The organism is Duodenibacillus massiliensis (genome assembly GCF_928721995.1).
Lineage (GTDB): Bacteria > Pseudomonadota > Gammaproteobacteria > Burkholderiales > Burkholderiaceae_F > Duodenibacillus > Duodenibacillus massiliensis.
The window spans coordinates 2,075,933-2,092,632 of the sequence record NZ_OV788642.1 but is presented as its reverse complement, the minus strand read 5'-3'; the positions used below and the strand labels follow the sequence as shown (position 1 = coordinate 2,092,632).

16 protein-coding genes are annotated in these 16,700 nt (G+C 58.7%); all 16 read right to left on the bottom strand.

The window, feature by feature from the left end; translation table 11 throughout:
- Window positions 1-7: 7 nt before the first annotated feature.
- The 16 genes from NXF97_RS09610 to surE all read right to left on the bottom strand — a co-directional run bounded on the left by NXF97_RS09610 (window position 8) and on the right by surE (window position 16,479).
- Window positions 8-1,189, bottom strand: a complete 1,182-nt coding sequence (locus tag NXF97_RS09610) for an ATP phosphoribosyltransferase regulatory subunit (protein ID WP_274955824.1) — start codon at window positions 1,187-1,189, stop codon at window positions 8-10.
- A 1-nt stretch (window position 1,190) separates the two neighbouring features.
- A complete protein-coding gene (locus NXF97_RS09605; protein WP_074009036.1) occupies window positions 1,191-1,382 on the bottom strand; it encodes a DUF2065 domain-containing protein in 192 nt (63 codons plus the stop codon).
- Window positions 1,383-1,409: 27 nt separating this feature from the next.
- Entirely contained in the window at window positions 1,410-2,285 is an 876-nt protein-coding gene (hflC, locus tag NXF97_RS09600) for a protease modulator HflC (protein WP_022373719.1), read from the bottom strand.
- 18 nt (window positions 2,286-2,303) lie between these two features.
- Entirely contained in the window at window positions 2,304-3,794 is a 1,491-nt protein-coding gene (gene hflK / locus NXF97_RS09595) for an FtsH protease activity modulator HflK (protein ID WP_274955823.1), read from the bottom strand.
- Window positions 3,795-3,875: 81 nt separating this feature from the next.
- Window positions 3,876-5,087 carry a GTPase HflX gene (gene hflX, locus NXF97_RS09590; RefSeq protein WP_274955822.1) on the bottom strand — a complete coding sequence of 404 codons (1,212 nt, stop codon included), beginning with the start codon at window positions 5,085-5,087 and terminating at the stop codon, window positions 3,876-3,878.
- 1 nt (window position 5,088) lies between these two features.
- The gene (gene hfq / locus NXF97_RS09585; RefSeq protein WP_022373722.1) at window positions 5,089-5,328 is read right to left on the bottom strand and encodes an RNA chaperone Hfq; all 240 of its coding nucleotides are present in this window, start codon (window positions 5,326-5,328) and stop codon (window positions 5,089-5,091) included.
- A 245-nt stretch (window positions 5,329-5,573) separates the two neighbouring features.
- The gene (der, locus tag NXF97_RS09580; protein ID WP_274955821.1) at window positions 5,574-6,923 is read right to left on the bottom strand and encodes a ribosome biogenesis GTPase Der; all 1,350 of its coding nucleotides are present in this window, start codon (window positions 6,921-6,923) and stop codon (window positions 5,574-5,576) included.
- Window positions 6,924-6,953: 30 nt separating this feature from the next.
- Entirely contained in the window at window positions 6,954-8,087 is a 1,134-nt protein-coding gene (bamB, locus tag NXF97_RS09575; RefSeq protein ID WP_274955820.1) for an outer membrane protein assembly factor BamB, read from the bottom strand.
- A 45-nt stretch (window positions 8,088-8,132) separates the two neighbouring features.
- Complete coding sequence (locus tag NXF97_RS09570; RefSeq protein WP_022373725.1) at window positions 8,133-8,774, bottom strand: YfgM family protein; 642 nt, start codon at window positions 8,772-8,774, stop codon at window positions 8,133-8,135.
- A gap of 60 nt (window positions 8,775-8,834) precedes the next feature.
- Window positions 8,835-10,115 carry a histidine--tRNA ligase gene (gene hisS, locus NXF97_RS09565; protein WP_274955819.1) on the bottom strand — a complete coding sequence of 427 codons (1,281 nt, stop codon included), beginning with the start codon at window positions 10,113-10,115 and terminating at the stop codon, window positions 8,835-8,837.
- A 13-nt stretch (window positions 10,116-10,128) separates the two neighbouring features.
- The gene (gene ispG, locus NXF97_RS09560) at window positions 10,129-11,370 is read right to left on the bottom strand and encodes a flavodoxin-dependent (E)-4-hydroxy-3-methylbut-2-enyl-diphosphate synthase (protein WP_274955818.1); all 1,242 of its coding nucleotides are present in this window, start codon (window positions 11,368-11,370) and stop codon (window positions 10,129-10,131) included.
- Window positions 11,371-11,387: 17 nt separating this feature from the next.
- The gene (gene rlmN / locus NXF97_RS09555) at window positions 11,388-12,551 is read right to left on the bottom strand and encodes a 23S rRNA (adenine(2503)-C(2))-methyltransferase RlmN (protein WP_274955817.1); all 1,164 of its coding nucleotides are present in this window, start codon (window positions 12,549-12,551) and stop codon (window positions 11,388-11,390) included.
- An 18-nt stretch (window positions 12,552-12,569) separates the two neighbouring features.
- Window positions 12,570-12,995, bottom strand: a complete 426-nt coding sequence (ndk, locus tag NXF97_RS09550; RefSeq protein ID WP_074009236.1) for a nucleoside-diphosphate kinase — start codon at window positions 12,993-12,995, stop codon at window positions 12,570-12,572.
- A 184-nt stretch (window positions 12,996-13,179) separates the two neighbouring features.
- Window positions 13,180-14,649, bottom strand: coding sequence for a 23S rRNA (uracil(1939)-C(5))-methyltransferase RlmD (rlmD, locus tag NXF97_RS09545; protein ID WP_074009042.1), 1,470 nt, complete (start codon window positions 14,647-14,649; stop codon window positions 13,180-13,182).
- 94 nt (window positions 14,650-14,743) lie between these two features.
- The gene (locus NXF97_RS09540) at window positions 14,744-15,685 is read right to left on the bottom strand and encodes a M23 family metallopeptidase (RefSeq protein WP_022373731.1); all 942 of its coding nucleotides are present in this window, start codon (window positions 15,683-15,685) and stop codon (window positions 14,744-14,746) included.
- A 50-nt stretch (window positions 15,686-15,735) separates the two neighbouring features.
- The gene (gene surE / locus NXF97_RS09535) at window positions 15,736-16,479 is read right to left on the bottom strand and encodes a 5'/3'-nucleotidase SurE (RefSeq protein ID WP_022373732.1); all 744 of its coding nucleotides are present in this window, start codon (window positions 16,477-16,479) and stop codon (window positions 15,736-15,738) included.
- Window positions 16,480-16,700 lie beyond the last annotated feature (221 nt).

The following is a 16,700-nucleotide window of genomic DNA, read 5'->3' as shown; positions in this document are numbered from 1 at the left end:
GTTGCTCCTAACGGCGGGGCTTGATGACCCTGAGCTCAACCGAGCCCTCACCCCGCACGAGTTCGTGCGTTAAAGTAAAACGTTCGGCCGCCGCCAAGGGGCTCTCCCTGGGCAACAGCGAAATCACAATTTTGCCGCAAGCGCGCAGTTTTTCAACCTCGCGCCGGTAGTCCTTGTCCGTAACCGTTGCATCCGCGAGCACTGCTTCGGGCCGAATGTCCTTTTCCGAGGCATTCAAAACGGCGGAAAGCTCCCGCAGATACACGGTAAAACCGCAGGCCGGCCGCGGCCGGCCGAACGCCAGACCGACTCCATCATAGCGCCCGCCTCTCAAAACCGCCTGAGCATATTGCGGTATGTTCACCGAGAAGGTGGCGCCGGTGAGGTACTGATAGCCGTGCACGTCGCAGAAGTCAAAACTCACTTCGTCCGCGCCGCACGTTTTCCCGAGTTCCCGTGCTTCGGCCAGGGCCTTTTGCACGGCCCCGGAGGCGGGCAGCAGTTTCTCGAGTTCATCAATGACGGAAGCGTCCCCGAAGTGCGTCAGAAGCGCAGAAAGCGCCGCGTGCGTCGCGGGCTTTAAAGTTGCGGCCGCACTTTCCAGAGCCGTCGGATCCTTCATACGGAGCGCGCGTAAAAGCGCATGCAGTTCTTCTTCGTTTAACGCGCGGTCAGCGGCTAAAAGCGCGCGGACAATCGCGGTGTGACCGATATCGACGTGGACCTTTTCCACCCCCAAAAGCCGCAGCGTCTTCACGGCAAGCCGGATCATGTAGCGGTCGGCTTCTTCGCCCGAGCAGCCGAAAAGTTCGGCCCCGGCCACAAAGGGTTCGCGGGACGCAAGCGGATGCAGAGGCCTGGCGTGCAGGCAGGTTGCGGCGTAGCAGAGGCGGCTCACCCCGGTGCTGTTCAGAATATGCGCGTCAATGCGCGCAATCTGCGGCGTGATGTCGGCTCTTAAGCCCACCATGCGGCCGTTGGCCTGGTCCATGAACTTAAAGGTGTTGTTGTCAAGGTCGCTGCCGCTTCCCGTCAAAAGCGACGAGACAAACTCAATCATCGGCGGCTCAACCTGCTCAAAGCCGTGAGACGCGAAAAGATCCAGACACGTCCTGCGCATTTTTTCGAGCACACGCATCTGCTGCGGCAGGATGTCTGCCATGTTGTCGGGCAAAAGCCAGGTAGCCATTTCAAGTAATCTCCGTCACGGTCCAGATGACTGTGAGTGCCGCCGCAAGAATCACCAAAGCAACGCGCCGCACAAACGCCTCATCGGCCTTTGAAAGTTCCGCTAGCGACCGCTTCCATAAGTGCGGAGCAATCACCGGAAAAAGGCTTTCAAAGACCGCGGCAAACGCAAGCGCCAAAACGATGACTTTCATGGGGTCGGCAACGGACGGTCGGTACCGTTACTTATTGTTTTTGTCGTTTTTGAAGTAACGGAAGAATTCACCGTTGGTGTCGGTGACCATCACGTCACCCTTTTTGCCGAAAGCTTCGCGGTAGGCTTCAACACTGCGGTAAAAGCGCGCGAATTCCGGATCCCGGCCGAAGGCTTCGGCGTAGATGCGGTTGGCTTCGGCGTCCCCCGCGCCCTTAATCTTCTGGGCGTCACGGTAGGCCTGCGCAAGAATCACTTCACGCTGACGGTCGGCGTCGGCCCGGATCTTTTCGGCTTCCGCGGCACCCGTGGAGCGTTCTTCACTGGCCACACGCTTACGTTCGGCTTCCATGCGGCGGTAGACGGACTCGGAAATTTCCGGCGTAAAGTCCACGCGCTTTAAGCGCACGTCAACGATTTCGATACCGACGTCCTTGACGCGGGCCTGCAGGCCCGTGCTGATGTCACGCATCGCCTGCTCGCGGCCGCGGGAGGTGATTTCGTTCACGGTACGGCGGTTCACGGTCTGGTTTAAGACGTCGCGCAAAAGGGCGGAGACACGGTCTTCGGCGGCGCGTTCACTGCCCTGAAAGGACACCCAGTAAAGGCGCGGATCGCCAATGCGCCACTTCACGAAGCTGTCGATGAGAAGGTTCTTTTTTTCGCTTGTCTGCACGAGGTCGGCCTGCGGCGTGTCAAGCGACAAAATGCGCTTATCAAGGTAAACCACGTTCTGCAGGGGCGCAGGCAGCTTCACGTACAGGCCCGGTTCAGCCTGAATGTGCTTAAGTTCCCCGAGGCCGAAGACAAGTGCGTACTCACGCTCGCCCACGGTATAAAGGCACAGACGCGCAAGGCCCGCGATCACGGCAACGGCCACCACGAGTGTTGTCAGTTTTTTCACTTTTCTCTCTCCCTACTCTCAGCGGCCGCGCAGACGCAGCATTTCACGCGGATCGATATCGCGGACAACCGGCTGCTGCACTGCAGCGGGTGCCTGCACGGCGGGCGTCGTTGTACTCTGAGGCGCGGTATCCGTCACCTTGGCTTCCGCCGCGGACTTTTCCATGAGCTTATCCAAAGGCAGATAGAGCAGATTGTTGTTGGTTTTGGTGTCAACGAGGATCTTGGAGGAGTTGGCGTAGAGCTCCTTCATGATGTCGACGTAGAGGCGGTCACGCGTCACCTCAGGCGCCTTTTCGTACTGCGCGAGAATCTTCTTGAAGCGCTCGGCGTCACCGCGGGCGGCCTCGGTCACGCGGGCCTTGTAGCCTTCGGCTTCTTGGTTGAGGCGCGAAGCCATACCGCGGGCCTTCGGGATGACGCCGTTGGCGTAGGCTTCACCTTCGTTGATCTGGCGCTCACGGTCCTGGCCGGCTTTGACCGCATCGTTAAAGGCAGCCTGCACCTGTTCCGGGGGCTGAGCGTTCTGGATCGCGACGCTCATCACCTCGATACCCGTGTTGTAGCGGTCAAGCATTGACTGCATGCCCGTTTTCACGCTCTCGGCAATTTCCTGCTTGCTTTCAAAAAGGACCGAATCCATGGTCTTGCGGCCCACGACTTCGCGCATGGCGCTTTCGGCGGCATGCACCACGGACTGATCTGGGTCACGGGTCTTAAAGAGGTAGTCCTTGGCGGCATTCGGGCGGATACGGTACTGCACGTTAAACTGCACGTCGACGATGTTTTCATCGTCGGTAAGCATCAGCGCTTCCCGTAAGCGGCTCGTCGTTCCGCGGATACCGATCTCAGCCTTTCGGACGCTTGAGACGTCCACGATTTCGGCCTCCTGAATGGGCCAGGGCATGCGCCAGTTAAAACCGGCGGAGGCGTCCTTGGTGTACTTGCCGAAGGTCGTCACGACACCCACCTGCCCTTCAGGGACGATGTAAAAGCCGCTTGCGGCCCACGCGACGACCGCAACGCAGGCAAGTACGGCAATGCCGCCCAAACCGAAACCCACGCCGTCGGGCACCTTCGGGAAACGCGAACGGTTGCCGCGGCCTGAGGGCGGGTTATTCGACGGGGGTTCGTCCCCGCCGTTATCGGGCCTGAAGTCGTTTAACCCGCGGTCATCAAAATTTTTTTCCTGCGGGTTTCTGCCGCGGTTAGCCTGCCCGCGGCCGCCCAAAAGGCCGCCCAAGGCACGGTTAAAGTCATCCCAGAGCTGATCAAGGTCCGCGGCGCCGTTTTGCTGCTGCCGGGGGCGGCTGTTATTGTCGGCGCGCGGCTCTTCAGCGCGCGGCATATCCCCGCGCGGCGCCTCGGCCTGAGGCGCACCGGTCCGGGGCGCATCGCTTCCTGCGGGCTGCGTGTTTTCCGCCTCATTTTTGGGCGTCTCGCCTCCGGTCTGCGCCGGTTTTGTCTGATCGTCGCCGGTACGGCCCCAGCGGGGGTCATTAAGGGACATATCAATTCCTCTCTGAGTTTATATTCAATCAGCGGGTCTGCCGGCACAACGCGTCTCCCCGGTGCCGTCAGCTTCCGCACATCAGTTTTTCGGGTCCGAAAGGTTGTCGTTGCCGTCCAAAATTTCCGCCGCCTCGCGCTCCCAGTCTTCGGGTTCCCGGGGCAACGATTTGTTTTCCTCGGCCCAGACGTGCTTAAACTCTGCCACGGCATGACGCAGATCGTCAATGCCCTCGCCCGTTAAGGCGCTCACCGTCACGGACTTCACCGTGCCGTCGTCGCGCCTGACAATCCCGGGCGTCATCCCCGAACGGTCGATTTTATTAAAGACTGTGATGACGGGGACGGTGTCGGCCTCAATTTCACGTAAAACTTCGTTAACCGAAGCAATCTGCTCGTCTTTGAAGGCCGAGCTTGAATCAACGACGTGTAAGAGAAGATCAGCATGCACCGTCTCATCAAGCGTTGACTTAAAGGCGTTCACAAGCTGATGCGGAAGCCCCCGGATAAAGCCCACGGTGTCGCTTGCGACAATCCAGTCTTCGCCCTCAAGCCAGCAGCGTCTTGCCGTTGTATCAAGCGTGGCAAAAAGCTGATCGGCCGCATAGGTTTCCGCGCGCGTCAAACGGTTAAAAAGCGTGGACTTTCCGGCATTGGTGTAGCCCACAAGGCTCACCGTCATCGTTTCGCCTTCGCTGCGGGATTTGCGCTGCGTGTCACGCTGCTTCTGCAGTTTTTTGAGCTGATCCCTGAGTTGCTTCACGCGGTTGGAAAGCAGACGCCTGTCCAACTCAATCTGCTTTTCACCGGGGCCGCCGGTCTTACCGAGCCCGCCTCTCTGGCGCTCCAGGTGCGTCCACCCGCGCACAAGGCGCGTGGCGAGGTGCTCAAGGCGCGCCAGCTCCACCTGCAGGCGCCCTTCCTTACTTTTGGCGCGCCGGCGGAAAATTTCAAGAATGAGTTCGGTTCTGTCCATCACCGCTATGCCGCAGGCCTGCGCGATGTTGCGCTCCTGGGCGGCCGAGAGCGCCGCATCAAAGACGACGATGCTTGCTTTTGCTGCCTGCGCGAGATTTTTGATCTCTTCGATTTTGCCGCTTCCTAAAAACGTTGCGGCATCGGGTTTGTCGCGGCGGGCGGCAAGATAACCTGCGGGGACAAGACCGTCGGAGCGCACGAGTTCCGCGAGCTCATCGCCCGCATCAGCCCAAACGGTGCGGCCGATGGCGGCCGTGACAAGAAACGCGCGGGTAGGTTCGGCCTCCCGCGCGCTTTCATAACGAAACTTGGTCAAATTACTCTTCCGGAATACTCGGCATGTTGACGGCGCGGGTCGGAACGACCGTGCTGATGGCGTGCTTGTAGACCATCTGCGTGACGGTGTTGCGTAAAAGCACCACGTACTGATCAAAGCTTTCCACCTGCCCCTGAAGCTTTATTCCGTTCACGAGGTAAATGGAAACCGGAATATGTTCCTTCCTGAGGATGTTGAGAAACGGGTCTTGTAACAGCTGCCCTTTGTTGATCGTGCTCATATTTTTTCTTCTCCGGCACGGGTTTAACGACCGCGCCTTGGCAATAGTTTTTGTTGTTGGTGCCTCGGGCATACGCCCAGAAAGAAACGGCAAAGGTCTGAAAATCCCCTTTGCCGGCTTACTTTCTGTCTGCGGACGTACGTGTCCGGGGAACGGATTGGGTTATCTTATCATCACTTCAGACGGCCGGTTGCGGTGAAACCACACGCCGGCCGGAAAAAATGTACGCATTTGTCACGCAAAGACTACTTTTTGCCCTCTTCCGCGTAAGGATTGCGGCCCGTGCGGAATTCAATCCTCAAGGGTGTCCCCGCGAGATCGAACTTCTCCCGGAAAAAACCTTCGAGGTAACGGCGGTAACTGTCGCTGACGGCCTGCAGGCTGTTGCCGTGCACCACAACCACCGGCGGATTCATGCCGCCCTGGTGCGCGTAGCGCATCTTCGGACGGATGCGGCCGTCGCGGGGCGGCTGCTGAATGCTCACGGCTTCAAGCAGCGCTCGCGTCAGTTTCGGGGTCGGGAGTTTCGCAAACGCCGCCTTATGCGCGTCCACCACCGCCTTCATGAGATGGTTCAGTCCGTTACGCTTTAAGGCCGAAATGTGAATAAAGCGCGCCCAGCGCAGGAAGTTGAACTTTCGTTCGATATCGACGTCCACCATCGAGCGTTTGTAGGAATCCACGCCGTCCCACTTGTTGATGGCCACCACCAAAGCGCGCCCTGCCTCCATTGCGTAACCGGCGATATGCGCGTCGTTCGCGGACACGCCGTCCATCGCGTCAATCACCAGTACCACGACGTTACTTTGCTCGATGGCCTGCAGCGTTTTGATGACGGAAAACTTTTCAACAGCTTCAAAAACACGGCCCTTTTTGCGCAGACCCGCCGTATCGACGAGCTCAAAAGGCCTGCCGTCATACTCAAACTCGGTTTTAATCGCGTCGCGCGTCGTGCCCGGCATATCGTAGGCAATGAGGCGCTCTTCCCCCAAAAGGGCGTTGATGAGCGTGGACTTACCGACATTGGGGCGACCTGCTACCGTCACCTTGATGCGCTTAGGGGCGTCAGGATCGGTCTCTTCGGTCTCTTCTTCGTCCTGAGCGTTCACGAAGGGCTCAAGCACGGTCTGCAAGAGGCCTGAGACCCCCTGCCCGTGCGCGGCGGAAATCCGCCAGGGGTCTCCGAGACCCAATTCGTGAAATTCCGCGACGTGGCTGTCGTCCAAGCCCTCAGACTTATTGACTGCGAGGAAAATCGGGCGGCCCGCGCTTCTTAAGTGCCGTGCGATGCGCTCATCGTGCGGCGTGAGCCCGCTTCTTGCGTCACAGACAAAGATCACGACGTCGGCTTCGGCAATCGCTGCTTCGGCTTGTCCGGCCATCTCCCGCACGATGCCTTCGCTTCTTACAGGTTCAAAGCCGCCCGTATCGACAACGATATAAGCGCAGGGCCCGACCTTACCCTGACCGTACTGACGGTCACGCGTAAGGCCCGGAAAATCCGCCACGATCGCGTCACGCGTTCTAGTGAGGCGGTTAAAAAGCGTGGATTTACCGACGTTGGGCCGTCCGACAAGTGCTACGACTGGAAGCATCACGTCACCCGTTTGTGTTTTTATTTCGTGTTATTCGGAAAGCGTCAGCGCGGCAATTTCGCCATCGGCCGTCTGCACGAGCACGCGGCCTTCGCCCAACACCAAGGGAGCCACATTCACGGCGCCGGAGACCGTGGTACGGCCCACGATTTCGCCCGTTGCCTGGTCAAGGGCGTGAATCACACCGTCGTAGTCACCGACCAGAATGACCTTATTCATGGGAACCGGCGCCGAGGGCGTACGCCACTTCAGATCCTTGTTGGTCCACACGGGCTTGCCGGTTTCGTAGTCAAAGGCCTGAATGTCGCCCTGAGCGGTCACAACGTAGACGTTATGCCCGTCACTTACCGGGCCCGTGACGGCGTCAACGGGCTGCGACCAGAGAAGCCTGCCGTTTTGAGAACTCATGCAGACGATATTGCCCTGAAACGCCGCCGCGCACATCATGCGGCCGTCCACAAAGGGCGAGCCCACGACGTCGACAAGCCGCTCGACTTCGGTGATGCCCTTGGGCTGCGCAATCACCGCATCGAAAACCATCTTCCCCTGGGCGTCCAGTGCAAGAAGCCTGCCGTTAGCCTGCCCGACGAGGATTCCGGCCGGGGAAAACTTCATCTGAGCCGCAGTGCGCACGGTAAGCGCCGGAACCTGCGACTGATAGCGCCAGCGGCGCTCGCCGGTTGCCGCATCAAAGGCAGTGACACGGGTGTCGGCGGTGCGCACGACGACAAAACCGGAGCCCACCAGGGGCGGCACGCTCATTTCGCCTGAGAGCTTTACCTGCCAGAGTTTCTTACCGGTTTCATCAAAGACTTCGAGTTCACCCGAGGCGGTACCCACGGCCACAAGACGCCCGTCGGTGCCCACACCCGCGGTGATTTCGCTTTCAGTCTCCGTCTCCCAGAGCTTTTTGCCGGTTGCCGGATCCAGGAGGTAAACACTTCTGTCGCCGGCAGCATAGATGCCGCGCTCGGTGACCGCAGGCGTTAAAAGCCCGGTAAGCGACTCACCCACGCCCGCCGTCCAGTCTTCCTTAATCTGCACGAGTTCGCGGTAGTCCTGCAGTTCCGCCGGTTCATGCGGGTCCGGAGAGCCGCAGCCCGACAAAACAAGTGCCGCCGCGGCAGCTGCCGCCCAAAGTGAAAGCGTACGTTTGATTTTCACGGTAAGGTTTCCTTTTACGGAAGTGTTGGGTTTGACGTCTGTCCGTTACTTTGTCTCAACGGGCAGCGACTGCAGTTTGATGTTAAGAAGCGGCGTGACGGTACCGTCAAAGGCGTCGGCCTTGAGGGCCTTTTCCCAGGCGGCCTTGGCTTCGCCGTAGCGCTTTAAGGCAAAGTAAACGTCTCCGAGACGGTCGTTAAAACTCACGGCATCGGCTTCCAGGGGCTTAGCTGCTGTTAAAACGGAAAGCGCCGCATCGGCCTTTCCGGCATCAAGTTCAATGCCTGCAAGACGCACGCGCGCCGCGGTTTCGTATTCCGGACGGCCGCTTTCGTTAATGATCCAGTTTAAGGCCTGACGCGCTTCATCGGGCTTTTTCTGCCGCTGGGCTTCGGCGGCGCGGTAAAAACCGGCAAGACCGGCAAAGACGTTGCCGGGATACTCCTTCATAAGGCCGTCGGCAATGGAAACAACGTTTTTGGCGTCGCCCTGCACGAAGGCGTTCTGCAGCTGCACGTAGGCGATCGTCGCCTTAGAGCCCTGATAACGCTGATACCAGTTCCAGCCGTTCCAGGCGGCAAAGGCAAGGCACCCCACGGTAATCACGGAGAGAACGGCTGTTCCCCACTTTTCCCACCAGGCTTTCAGTTGGTCAAGGGACTCTTGTTCTTCCAAATCGTATGCCATTTTTCAGTGTGTCCTTTGTTGTCTTTGCAAAAATTCCGATGACAGAGGGCTGAAAACAAATCAACCCTTGACAATCCGTTCAATCACTTCAGCTTCAGGCTGCGTCACCTGGTCCTCAAAAACCTGTTCGCCCGCAGTGTTTCTCAAGTGCTTCAGAGTGAGCTTACCTTCAGCGACTTCGCCTTCGCCCGCAATCACGCACCACTGCGCAAGCGACTGGTCTGCGCGCTTCATCTGCGTCTTAAAGGCGGTGCTGCCGGCGTGCACAACAACTCTGAGGCCCTTGTCGCGGAGTATCTCACCCAGGGCGACAGCCTTGCGTTCAGCCTCTCCCTCGTGGTGCACGATGTAGACGTCGCAGTCCGCGGCCTTCATCTCGCCCTTCACTTCCTTCATGAGTTCGATGACGCGTTCGGCGCCGATTGCAAAACCGGCTGCGGGCGTGGGTCTTCCCCCGAGCATTTCGATCAGAGGATCGTAGCGGCCGCCGCCGCAGATCGTCCCCTGGGAGCCGAGCTTATCAGTAATCCACTCAAAAACGGTGTGGTTATAGTAATCGAGCCCGCGCACAAGACGGGGGTTCACGGTGTAGCTGATCCCCAGGGCGGAAACACCGTCCTCAAGTTTTTTCAGAAACGCCAGGGACTTTTCACCGAGAAAATCAAGTAACTTCGGCGCGGCGTTCACCATCTCCTGCATGTCCGGATTTTTTGTATCCAGAATTCTCAGGGGGTTTGTGAGAAGCCGTCTCTTTGCGTCTTCGTCCAAAATATCGGCGTTTTGCTGAAAGTACGCAATGAGCGCCTCGCGGTGCTTGGCTCGCTCTTCGAGTTCTCCCAGGGTATTGAGTTCGAGGCGCGCTTCAATTCCGAGCGCTTTCCAGAGACGCGCGATCATCGCGAGAAGCTCGACATCGATGTCGGGACCGGCAAAACCGAGGGCTTCGCAGCCGAACTGATGGAACTGCCGGTAGCGGCCGCGCTGCGGGCGCTCGTGCCGGAACATCGGCCCGAAGTACCAGAGGCGCTGCGGGGCGTTGTAGGTGAGGCTGTGCTCAATGGCGCAGCGCACGACGGCGCTCGTATTTTCCGGACGCAGGGTGAGTTTTTCACCGTTCATGCTGTCTTCAAAGGAATACATTTCCTTTTCGACAATATCGGTCACTTCCCCGATACCGCGGGTAAAAAGCGCCGTCTGCTCAAGAATCGGCGTGCGGATCTGACGAAAACCGTAGAGCGACGCCATACGGCGGGCCGTATCGGTGAAAAACTCCCATACAGCGCTTTCTTCGGGGAGCATGTCGGGCATCCCCTTGATGCCGGCGATCTTAATCTTTGCCATTTTGCTTTTTCCTTTAATTCTTTTTGCCGGACCAGCGCTTCTCGACGTAGTCCTCAATCATCTGTTTAAATTCCCCGGCCATTGAGTCGCCCTTAAGGCCCGCAACCTTGGCGCCGTCCACAAAGACCTGCGCAACCGGCGACTCCCCGCGGCCGGGCAGGCTGATGCCGATGTCGGCTTCCTGGCTTTCGCCCGGGCCGTTCACAATGCAGCCCATCACCGCCACCTTCATCATTTCGCACCCCGGGCGCGTCTTGCGCCACTCGGGCATGCGGCTTCTTAAAAAATCTTCCGTTTCCTGTGCGAGCTGCTGAAAAAGCGTGCTCGAGGTGCGCCCGCACCCGGGGCACGATGTCACCTGCGGGGCAAAGTGGCGCATGCCCATCGACTGCAGAAGCTGCTGCGCGACAATCACTTCCTGCTCTCGCGCCTTACCCGGTTCCGGGGTAATGGAAATGCGGATCGTGTCACCGATCCCTTCGGCAAGCAAAACCGCAAGCGCCGCGGTACTGGCGACCACGCCCTTGGTGCCGATACCGGCTTCTGTAAGTCCCAGATGCAGCGCCCAGTTGCCGCGCTTGCTTAACGCGCGGTAAACCGTGATGAGCTCGGTGACGTCGCTTACCTTCGCGGAAAGCACAATGTGGTCAGCAGGGAGCCCGATTTTTTCAGCAGCCTCAGCGCTTTGCACGGCGCTTTCCACCATGGCGTCCAAAAGCACTTCCTGCGGCGTTTTGGGGTTGGCGAGCGCGCGGTTGGCGTCCATCATGCGGGCGAGAAGCTCTTTATCGATGCTGCCGCCGTTAACGCCAATCCGAACCGGCTTATCGTAGCGGCAGGCCGTTTCCACCATCACCGCAAAATTGTTGCCGTGGTTTTCTCCCTTACCGACGTTACCGGGGTTGATGCGGTACTTGGAAAGGGCCTTGGCACACTCAGGGACTTCGGTTAAAAGCTTGTGACCGTTATAGTGAAAGTCCCCCACAAGCGGCACAAAGCAGCCGCAGGCATCGAGCCGCTCGCGGATCGCGGCCACGGCCTTGGCGGCCGCCGGGGTATTGACCGTGAGACGCACGAGTTCAGAGCCGGTTGCGGCAAGCCGCACCGTCTGGCACACCGTGGCGTCAATGTCTTCGGTCGCGGTATTGGTCATGGACTGCACGACCACGGGGTGACCACCCCCGATCACCACGACGTTATCCGCATTTCTGACGCTTACCGCATGCGTTGCACGGCGTTCTTTGTAAACGCTCATCGTTTCAACCGTTACTCTCAGTGTGAGGCCGCCGCATCTTTGACAAGAAGATCACGGGCCTCTTCCTTTTGCTGCACGAGGCGGATCGCACGGCGCGTGCGGTCGCGCACTTCGCCTGCCAACTGCCCGCAGGCTGCGGCAATATCGTCGCCGCGCGTTTTGCGCACCGTCGTGACAATACCCGCGTCGTTCAAAATCTTTGCAAAAGCCAGAACCTTCTCGCGCTCTGGCTGCTTTAAGTCCGAGTCCGGGAAGGGATTAAAGGGAATGAGATTAAATTTGCAGGGCACGGTCTTCACAAGCTTCACCAGAGCCCTTGCCTGCTCGGGCGCGTCGTTGATGCCGCCCAAAAGCAGATACTCAAACGTGATGAAGTCCCGAGGCGCCACCTTCAGATAGCGCCGGCAGGCCGCAAGAAGCTCCTCGAGCGGGTGCTTCTTATTGACGGGCATCAACTTGTCGCGCAGCGCATCGTCGGGCGCATGCAGACTCACCGCAAGTGCCACGGGCACCGCTTCGCCCAACTTATCCATCTGGCGCACAAGGCCCGAGGTGGAAACCGTCACGCGGCGGCGCGAAAGCCCGTAGCCGTTGTCGTCCAGAAAAATTCTCAGGGCCGGAATGACGTTATCGAGGTTTTGCAGGGGCTCGCCCATCCCCATCAGCACAACATTGCTGATCACGCGGTCGTTGGGGTCGGTGATGCCGCCTTCGCGCCTTAATTCCCGCTCAGCGGTCCAAAGCTGCCCCACAATTTCACCGGTCGTGAGGTTGCGGTTAAAGCCCTGCTTACCCGTGGAGCAGAAAAGGCACCCCATGGCGCAGCCCGCCTGCGTTGAAATACAGAGCGTTCCGCGGTCGTCTTCCGGGATAAAAACCGCCTCGACGGCGTTGCCGTTACCCACATCAAAGAGCCATTTGCGCGTGCCGTCGGCGCTTTTGTGTTCCCTAATGATCGATGGCGCTTTGATGTAGGCCAGGTCCTTCAACCTGGCCCGGAACTCTTTGGCAAGGTTGGTCATGGCATCAAAATCATCGCAGCAGTAGCGGTGAATCCAGCGCGCAAGCTGCGTCGCACGGAAAGGCTTCTGGCCGATTGAGGCGCACCAGGCACGGATGCCTTCGGCGTCAAGGTCCAGAAGATTAATTTTTTCCTGCTGACTGCTCTCAGTTGTCGTCATGACCGTCCTGTGTCCTTCTTAGCGCTTGCAGATCGCAAGGGTCGGGAAGAAGTAAGCGATTTCCACAGCCGCCGTTTCCGGAGCGTCGGAGCCGTGCACCGCGTTGGCGTCGATGCTTTCGGCGAAGTCAGCGCGGATCGTCCCCTTTTCGGCCTTCTTCGGATCCGTGGCGCCCATGAGTTCACGGTTCTTGGCGATGGCGTTTTCACCTTCGAGAACCTGAATCATGACGGGACCGGAGATCATGAAGTCCACGAGCGCCTTAAAGAAGGGGCGTTCGCGGTGCACAGCGTAGAAGCCTTCGGCTTCGGCACGGGAGAGCTGACGCATCTGAGCGGCAACAATGCGCAGACCGTTGGTTTCGAAACGGGAGTAGATCTTGCCGATCACGTTCTTGGCGACGGCATCGGGCTTGATGATGGAAAGGGTACGCTGAATAGCCATTTCTTCTTTTCTCTTCTTTGAGAAGTATGCGAGTCTGCGGTTAAGTCCGCCGCAGCAGTCTTTGCCGCAGACACAAAAACACATCGGCTGCGCGCGTCCTAAAAAAACGCGCAGTCGATGCCTGAAAATTCAATCCCCGGCCCTTAAAGGCCAAGGGGCGGTTATTTTAGCATGGAGCCGGTTTTTAAACGCCGTCTTCAGGCACCTTAGAGGCGGCGTCTTTTGCCGTCGTTTCAGGCGTCTGCAGGCTCTCGGCCGCAACCGGCTCCTCCGGTTTTTTCTCAGGCTTGGGACCGGGCTCAAGCACCGCCATGCTTTCGACGTGTCCGGTGTGCGGGAACATGTTCATGACGCCCGCGGCACGGATGTGCCAGCCGCCTTCATGGTGCAGAATCGCACAGTCACGTGCAAGCGTTGCCGGGTTACAGGACACGTAGACCACACGCGCGGGACGCTTGTCGGTTTTCGCAAGCACCTGCGCCAAAGCCTGCGCGCCTTCTCTCGGGGGATCAATGAGCACGCGGTCAATGCCGCCCGACCTTTCCCAGAGCGCATTCCAGTCGTCTTCGCTCCAGGTAAAGAGGTTCCGCGCGATAAAGTCGGTTTTCTCAGCAAGGCCGTTCATTTCGGCGCCGGCCCGCGCCCGGGCCACAAGCCCATCACTGCCTTCTAAGCCCGTGACGTGCGCCGCGCACCGCGCCAGGGGGAGCGTAAAGTTACCCAAACCGCAGAAAAAGTCCGCGACCTTATGCCCGGGCTTTACACCCAGAAGATGCACGGCACGCGAAACCATCGTTTCATTTAAGGCGTGATTGACCTGCGTGAAGTCCGTGGGTTTAAAGACGATGTCAACGCCGAATTCCCCGAGGTGAAGTCTCAGCTTATCGGCGTCTTCCGGGTTCATGGGATAGGCGGTCTCAGGGCCCTTGGGCTGCAGCCAAATGTCGGCGCCCTTGTCTTTGCCGAACGCAAGAAGCCTTGCGGAATCGGCCTCCGTCACCGGCTCAAGATTGCGGAAAACGAGCGCCGTATGGCCGTCGCCTGCGACCGCCACTTCAATCTGGGGCATCCGGTCACGCATATCAAGGGAAGCGACGAGCTCACGCATCGCAGGGAGCATGTCGCTGATTTTCTTCGGCAGAATCAGGCACTCTTTCATATCCGCGACATAGCTGGAGCTTTTTTCGTGAAAGCCCACGAGCACGCCGCCCTTTTTCTCAACGTTTCGGACCGTCAGGCGCGCTCTGTGGCGGTAGTGCCAGAAGGGACCGTAAATGGGCGCAAGAAGCGACTCGGCCTTCAATTTTCCGATGTGCCAGAGCGCGTCGGTTAAAACCGCCTGCTTAAAGGCCACTTGGGCATTGGGTTCAAGGTGCTGCATGGCGCAGCCCCCGCAGCTGCCCGGGCCGATGCCGAAATTCGGGCATTTGGGCGTCACGCGCAGCGAAGACTCCTTGAGAATCGTCTTCACGCGCCCGATTTCAAAGTTGGGTTTATTGCGGAAACACTCGTAATCCACGGTTTCGCCGGGCAAAGCACCTTCGACAAACGCAACCTTCCCTTCGTGGTGCCCGACGCCGCGTCCCTCGCCGTCCAGGCGTTCAATCGCAATGCGGTAAACCGGATGTTCCTTGACTTTCTTTGCTCGGGCCATTTTTTTCTAATCTGTTCTCAGAGAAATTAATCAGCCCGGCCGGCATCGGATGACGCTCGACCGGGCACGGGGTGTTTTTTTGTACGCTCCGCGTTTAGGGTTCTTTACGCGGCTCAAGATACTTCATGGGATCAAGCGGCGGCCCCTGACGCACTTCAAAGCGCATCTTGGCGCCCGTGTCGCTGTCGGAATCCCCCATCAGGGCAATCGTCTGCCCCTTGCGCACGCTTTCATTGATGCGCACAAGGATTTTGGAGGTGTTGCCGTAAACCGTCACCAGGGGCATCGCGCTCTTACCGGGCAGACGCACGTTGTGGCGCACGATCACGAACTGACCGTAGCCCTTGACGTTCTGCCCCACGTACTGCACCGTACCGTCAAGCACGGCCTTAATGGGTTCGCCGATCGTGCCCGCGATATCAATCCCCATATTGCCGGTCTGCTCGTAGGTGGCGATCACCGCTCCGGGCACAGGCCACGGGAACTGAATTTCTCCGCGGGCGGCGGCTTCACGCATCGCCCTCTGGGCTTCAATTTCGCGCGTCGCGGCTTCATCCGGCGTCTCAGGGCGCTTGGCAACTTCAACCGCCGCACCCGCTGCGGGTGCTGTTGTTGTCGCAGTCACGGTTTCGCCCCCCGCCGCAGGAACCATTTCAATGGTCTCACCCATCACCGTCGTTTCGGCGGGCTCGGTCTGAGGGATTCTGAGTTCAGTTCCGATCGAAATCGTCGTCGGATCGGAAATACCGTTTAAGGCGGCGAGTTCCCTCGGGTTCACGCCGTAGCGCACGCCGATGTTGTAGAGCGTATCGCCGGCAACCACCACGTGCATGCGGCCGCTTGAAACCGGGGCTTTTTCTTTCGCGAGGTAGGGCGAAGCCGGCACCTGCGTTGAGGAACCTTCCTCAATGGGTACGGTCGTTGCCGCACTCTCACTGCCCCGCGCGTGGTTTTCAATCGGGGCCATCGTGGTCGTGGTGGAGCAGCCCACCAGGGTTGCCGCGGCCGCTGCGGCAAAAAGAAGTTTCAGCTGCATGAATTCAGTTGCTCACAAAAATAGGTTCGGGCCGAAAACTGCCGGATATTTTACTGAAGCCATTTGGCGGCATCAGCAACGCGGTTGTGGGCCGTGAGGTCAATCTGCAGGGGTGTTGCCGACACAAAGCCGTGGGACACCGCCCAAAAGTCCGTGCCCGGTCCGCAGTCACGGGGGTCGCCCGCTGCGCCCAAACGGTAAACCGCAGGCTGCTGCGTTCCCGGCTGCAGAATGAGCGGATACGCGTTGTGGCGTCTGCCGAGGCGCGTAGCCATAATGCCCTCAAATTCGTCGGCGGCAAGGTTGGGCATATTGACGTTTAAAAGCACGGGATCCGTTCCCGTTTTACGGCTTAAAAACCGTTCCACCACAACGCAGGCCATATCCACTGCGGCATCGAGATTTTTCCAGCCCTTTTCAATCTGGCTGAAGGCAATGGAGTCAATCCCGAAGACGTAGCCTTCGATCGCCGCAGCGACCGTGCCGGAATAAAGCGTGTCATCGCCCATATTGGCGCCGCAGTTAATCCCGGAAACAACAAGATCTGGCTTATCTTTGAGAAACCCGGTGAGCGCCGTATGCACACAGTCCGAAGGCGTTCCCTTCACCACAAACACGTTTTCCGCCGTCTGCATGACCGAAAGCGTTTTATTAAGCGTCAGGGCGTTACTCGCACCGCTTTGGTTGCACTCAGGCGCAAACACCGTCACGCGGCCAAAATTACTCATCGCGTGCGCGAGCTTCTGAATACCGGGCGCGCTGTAGCCGTCGTCATTACTCACCAGGATATGCATGGCTTTCAAAGAGAAAAACAATCCGAAAACGGCAGTGTACAAGAGGCCAGGCCAAAAGACGTGCCTTCCGGCACCGATTGTGTTTCTGACGCGCAGATGACAGTTCTGTCAGAGAGTTCGTCTTTCAGATTGGGTTCAGCCCGCTCGCGCACCATTGCGCACACCGTCGGTCGCTGACCGATCCCATTTTTTCCGGAAACCTTACAAAAAATGCTGAAAAA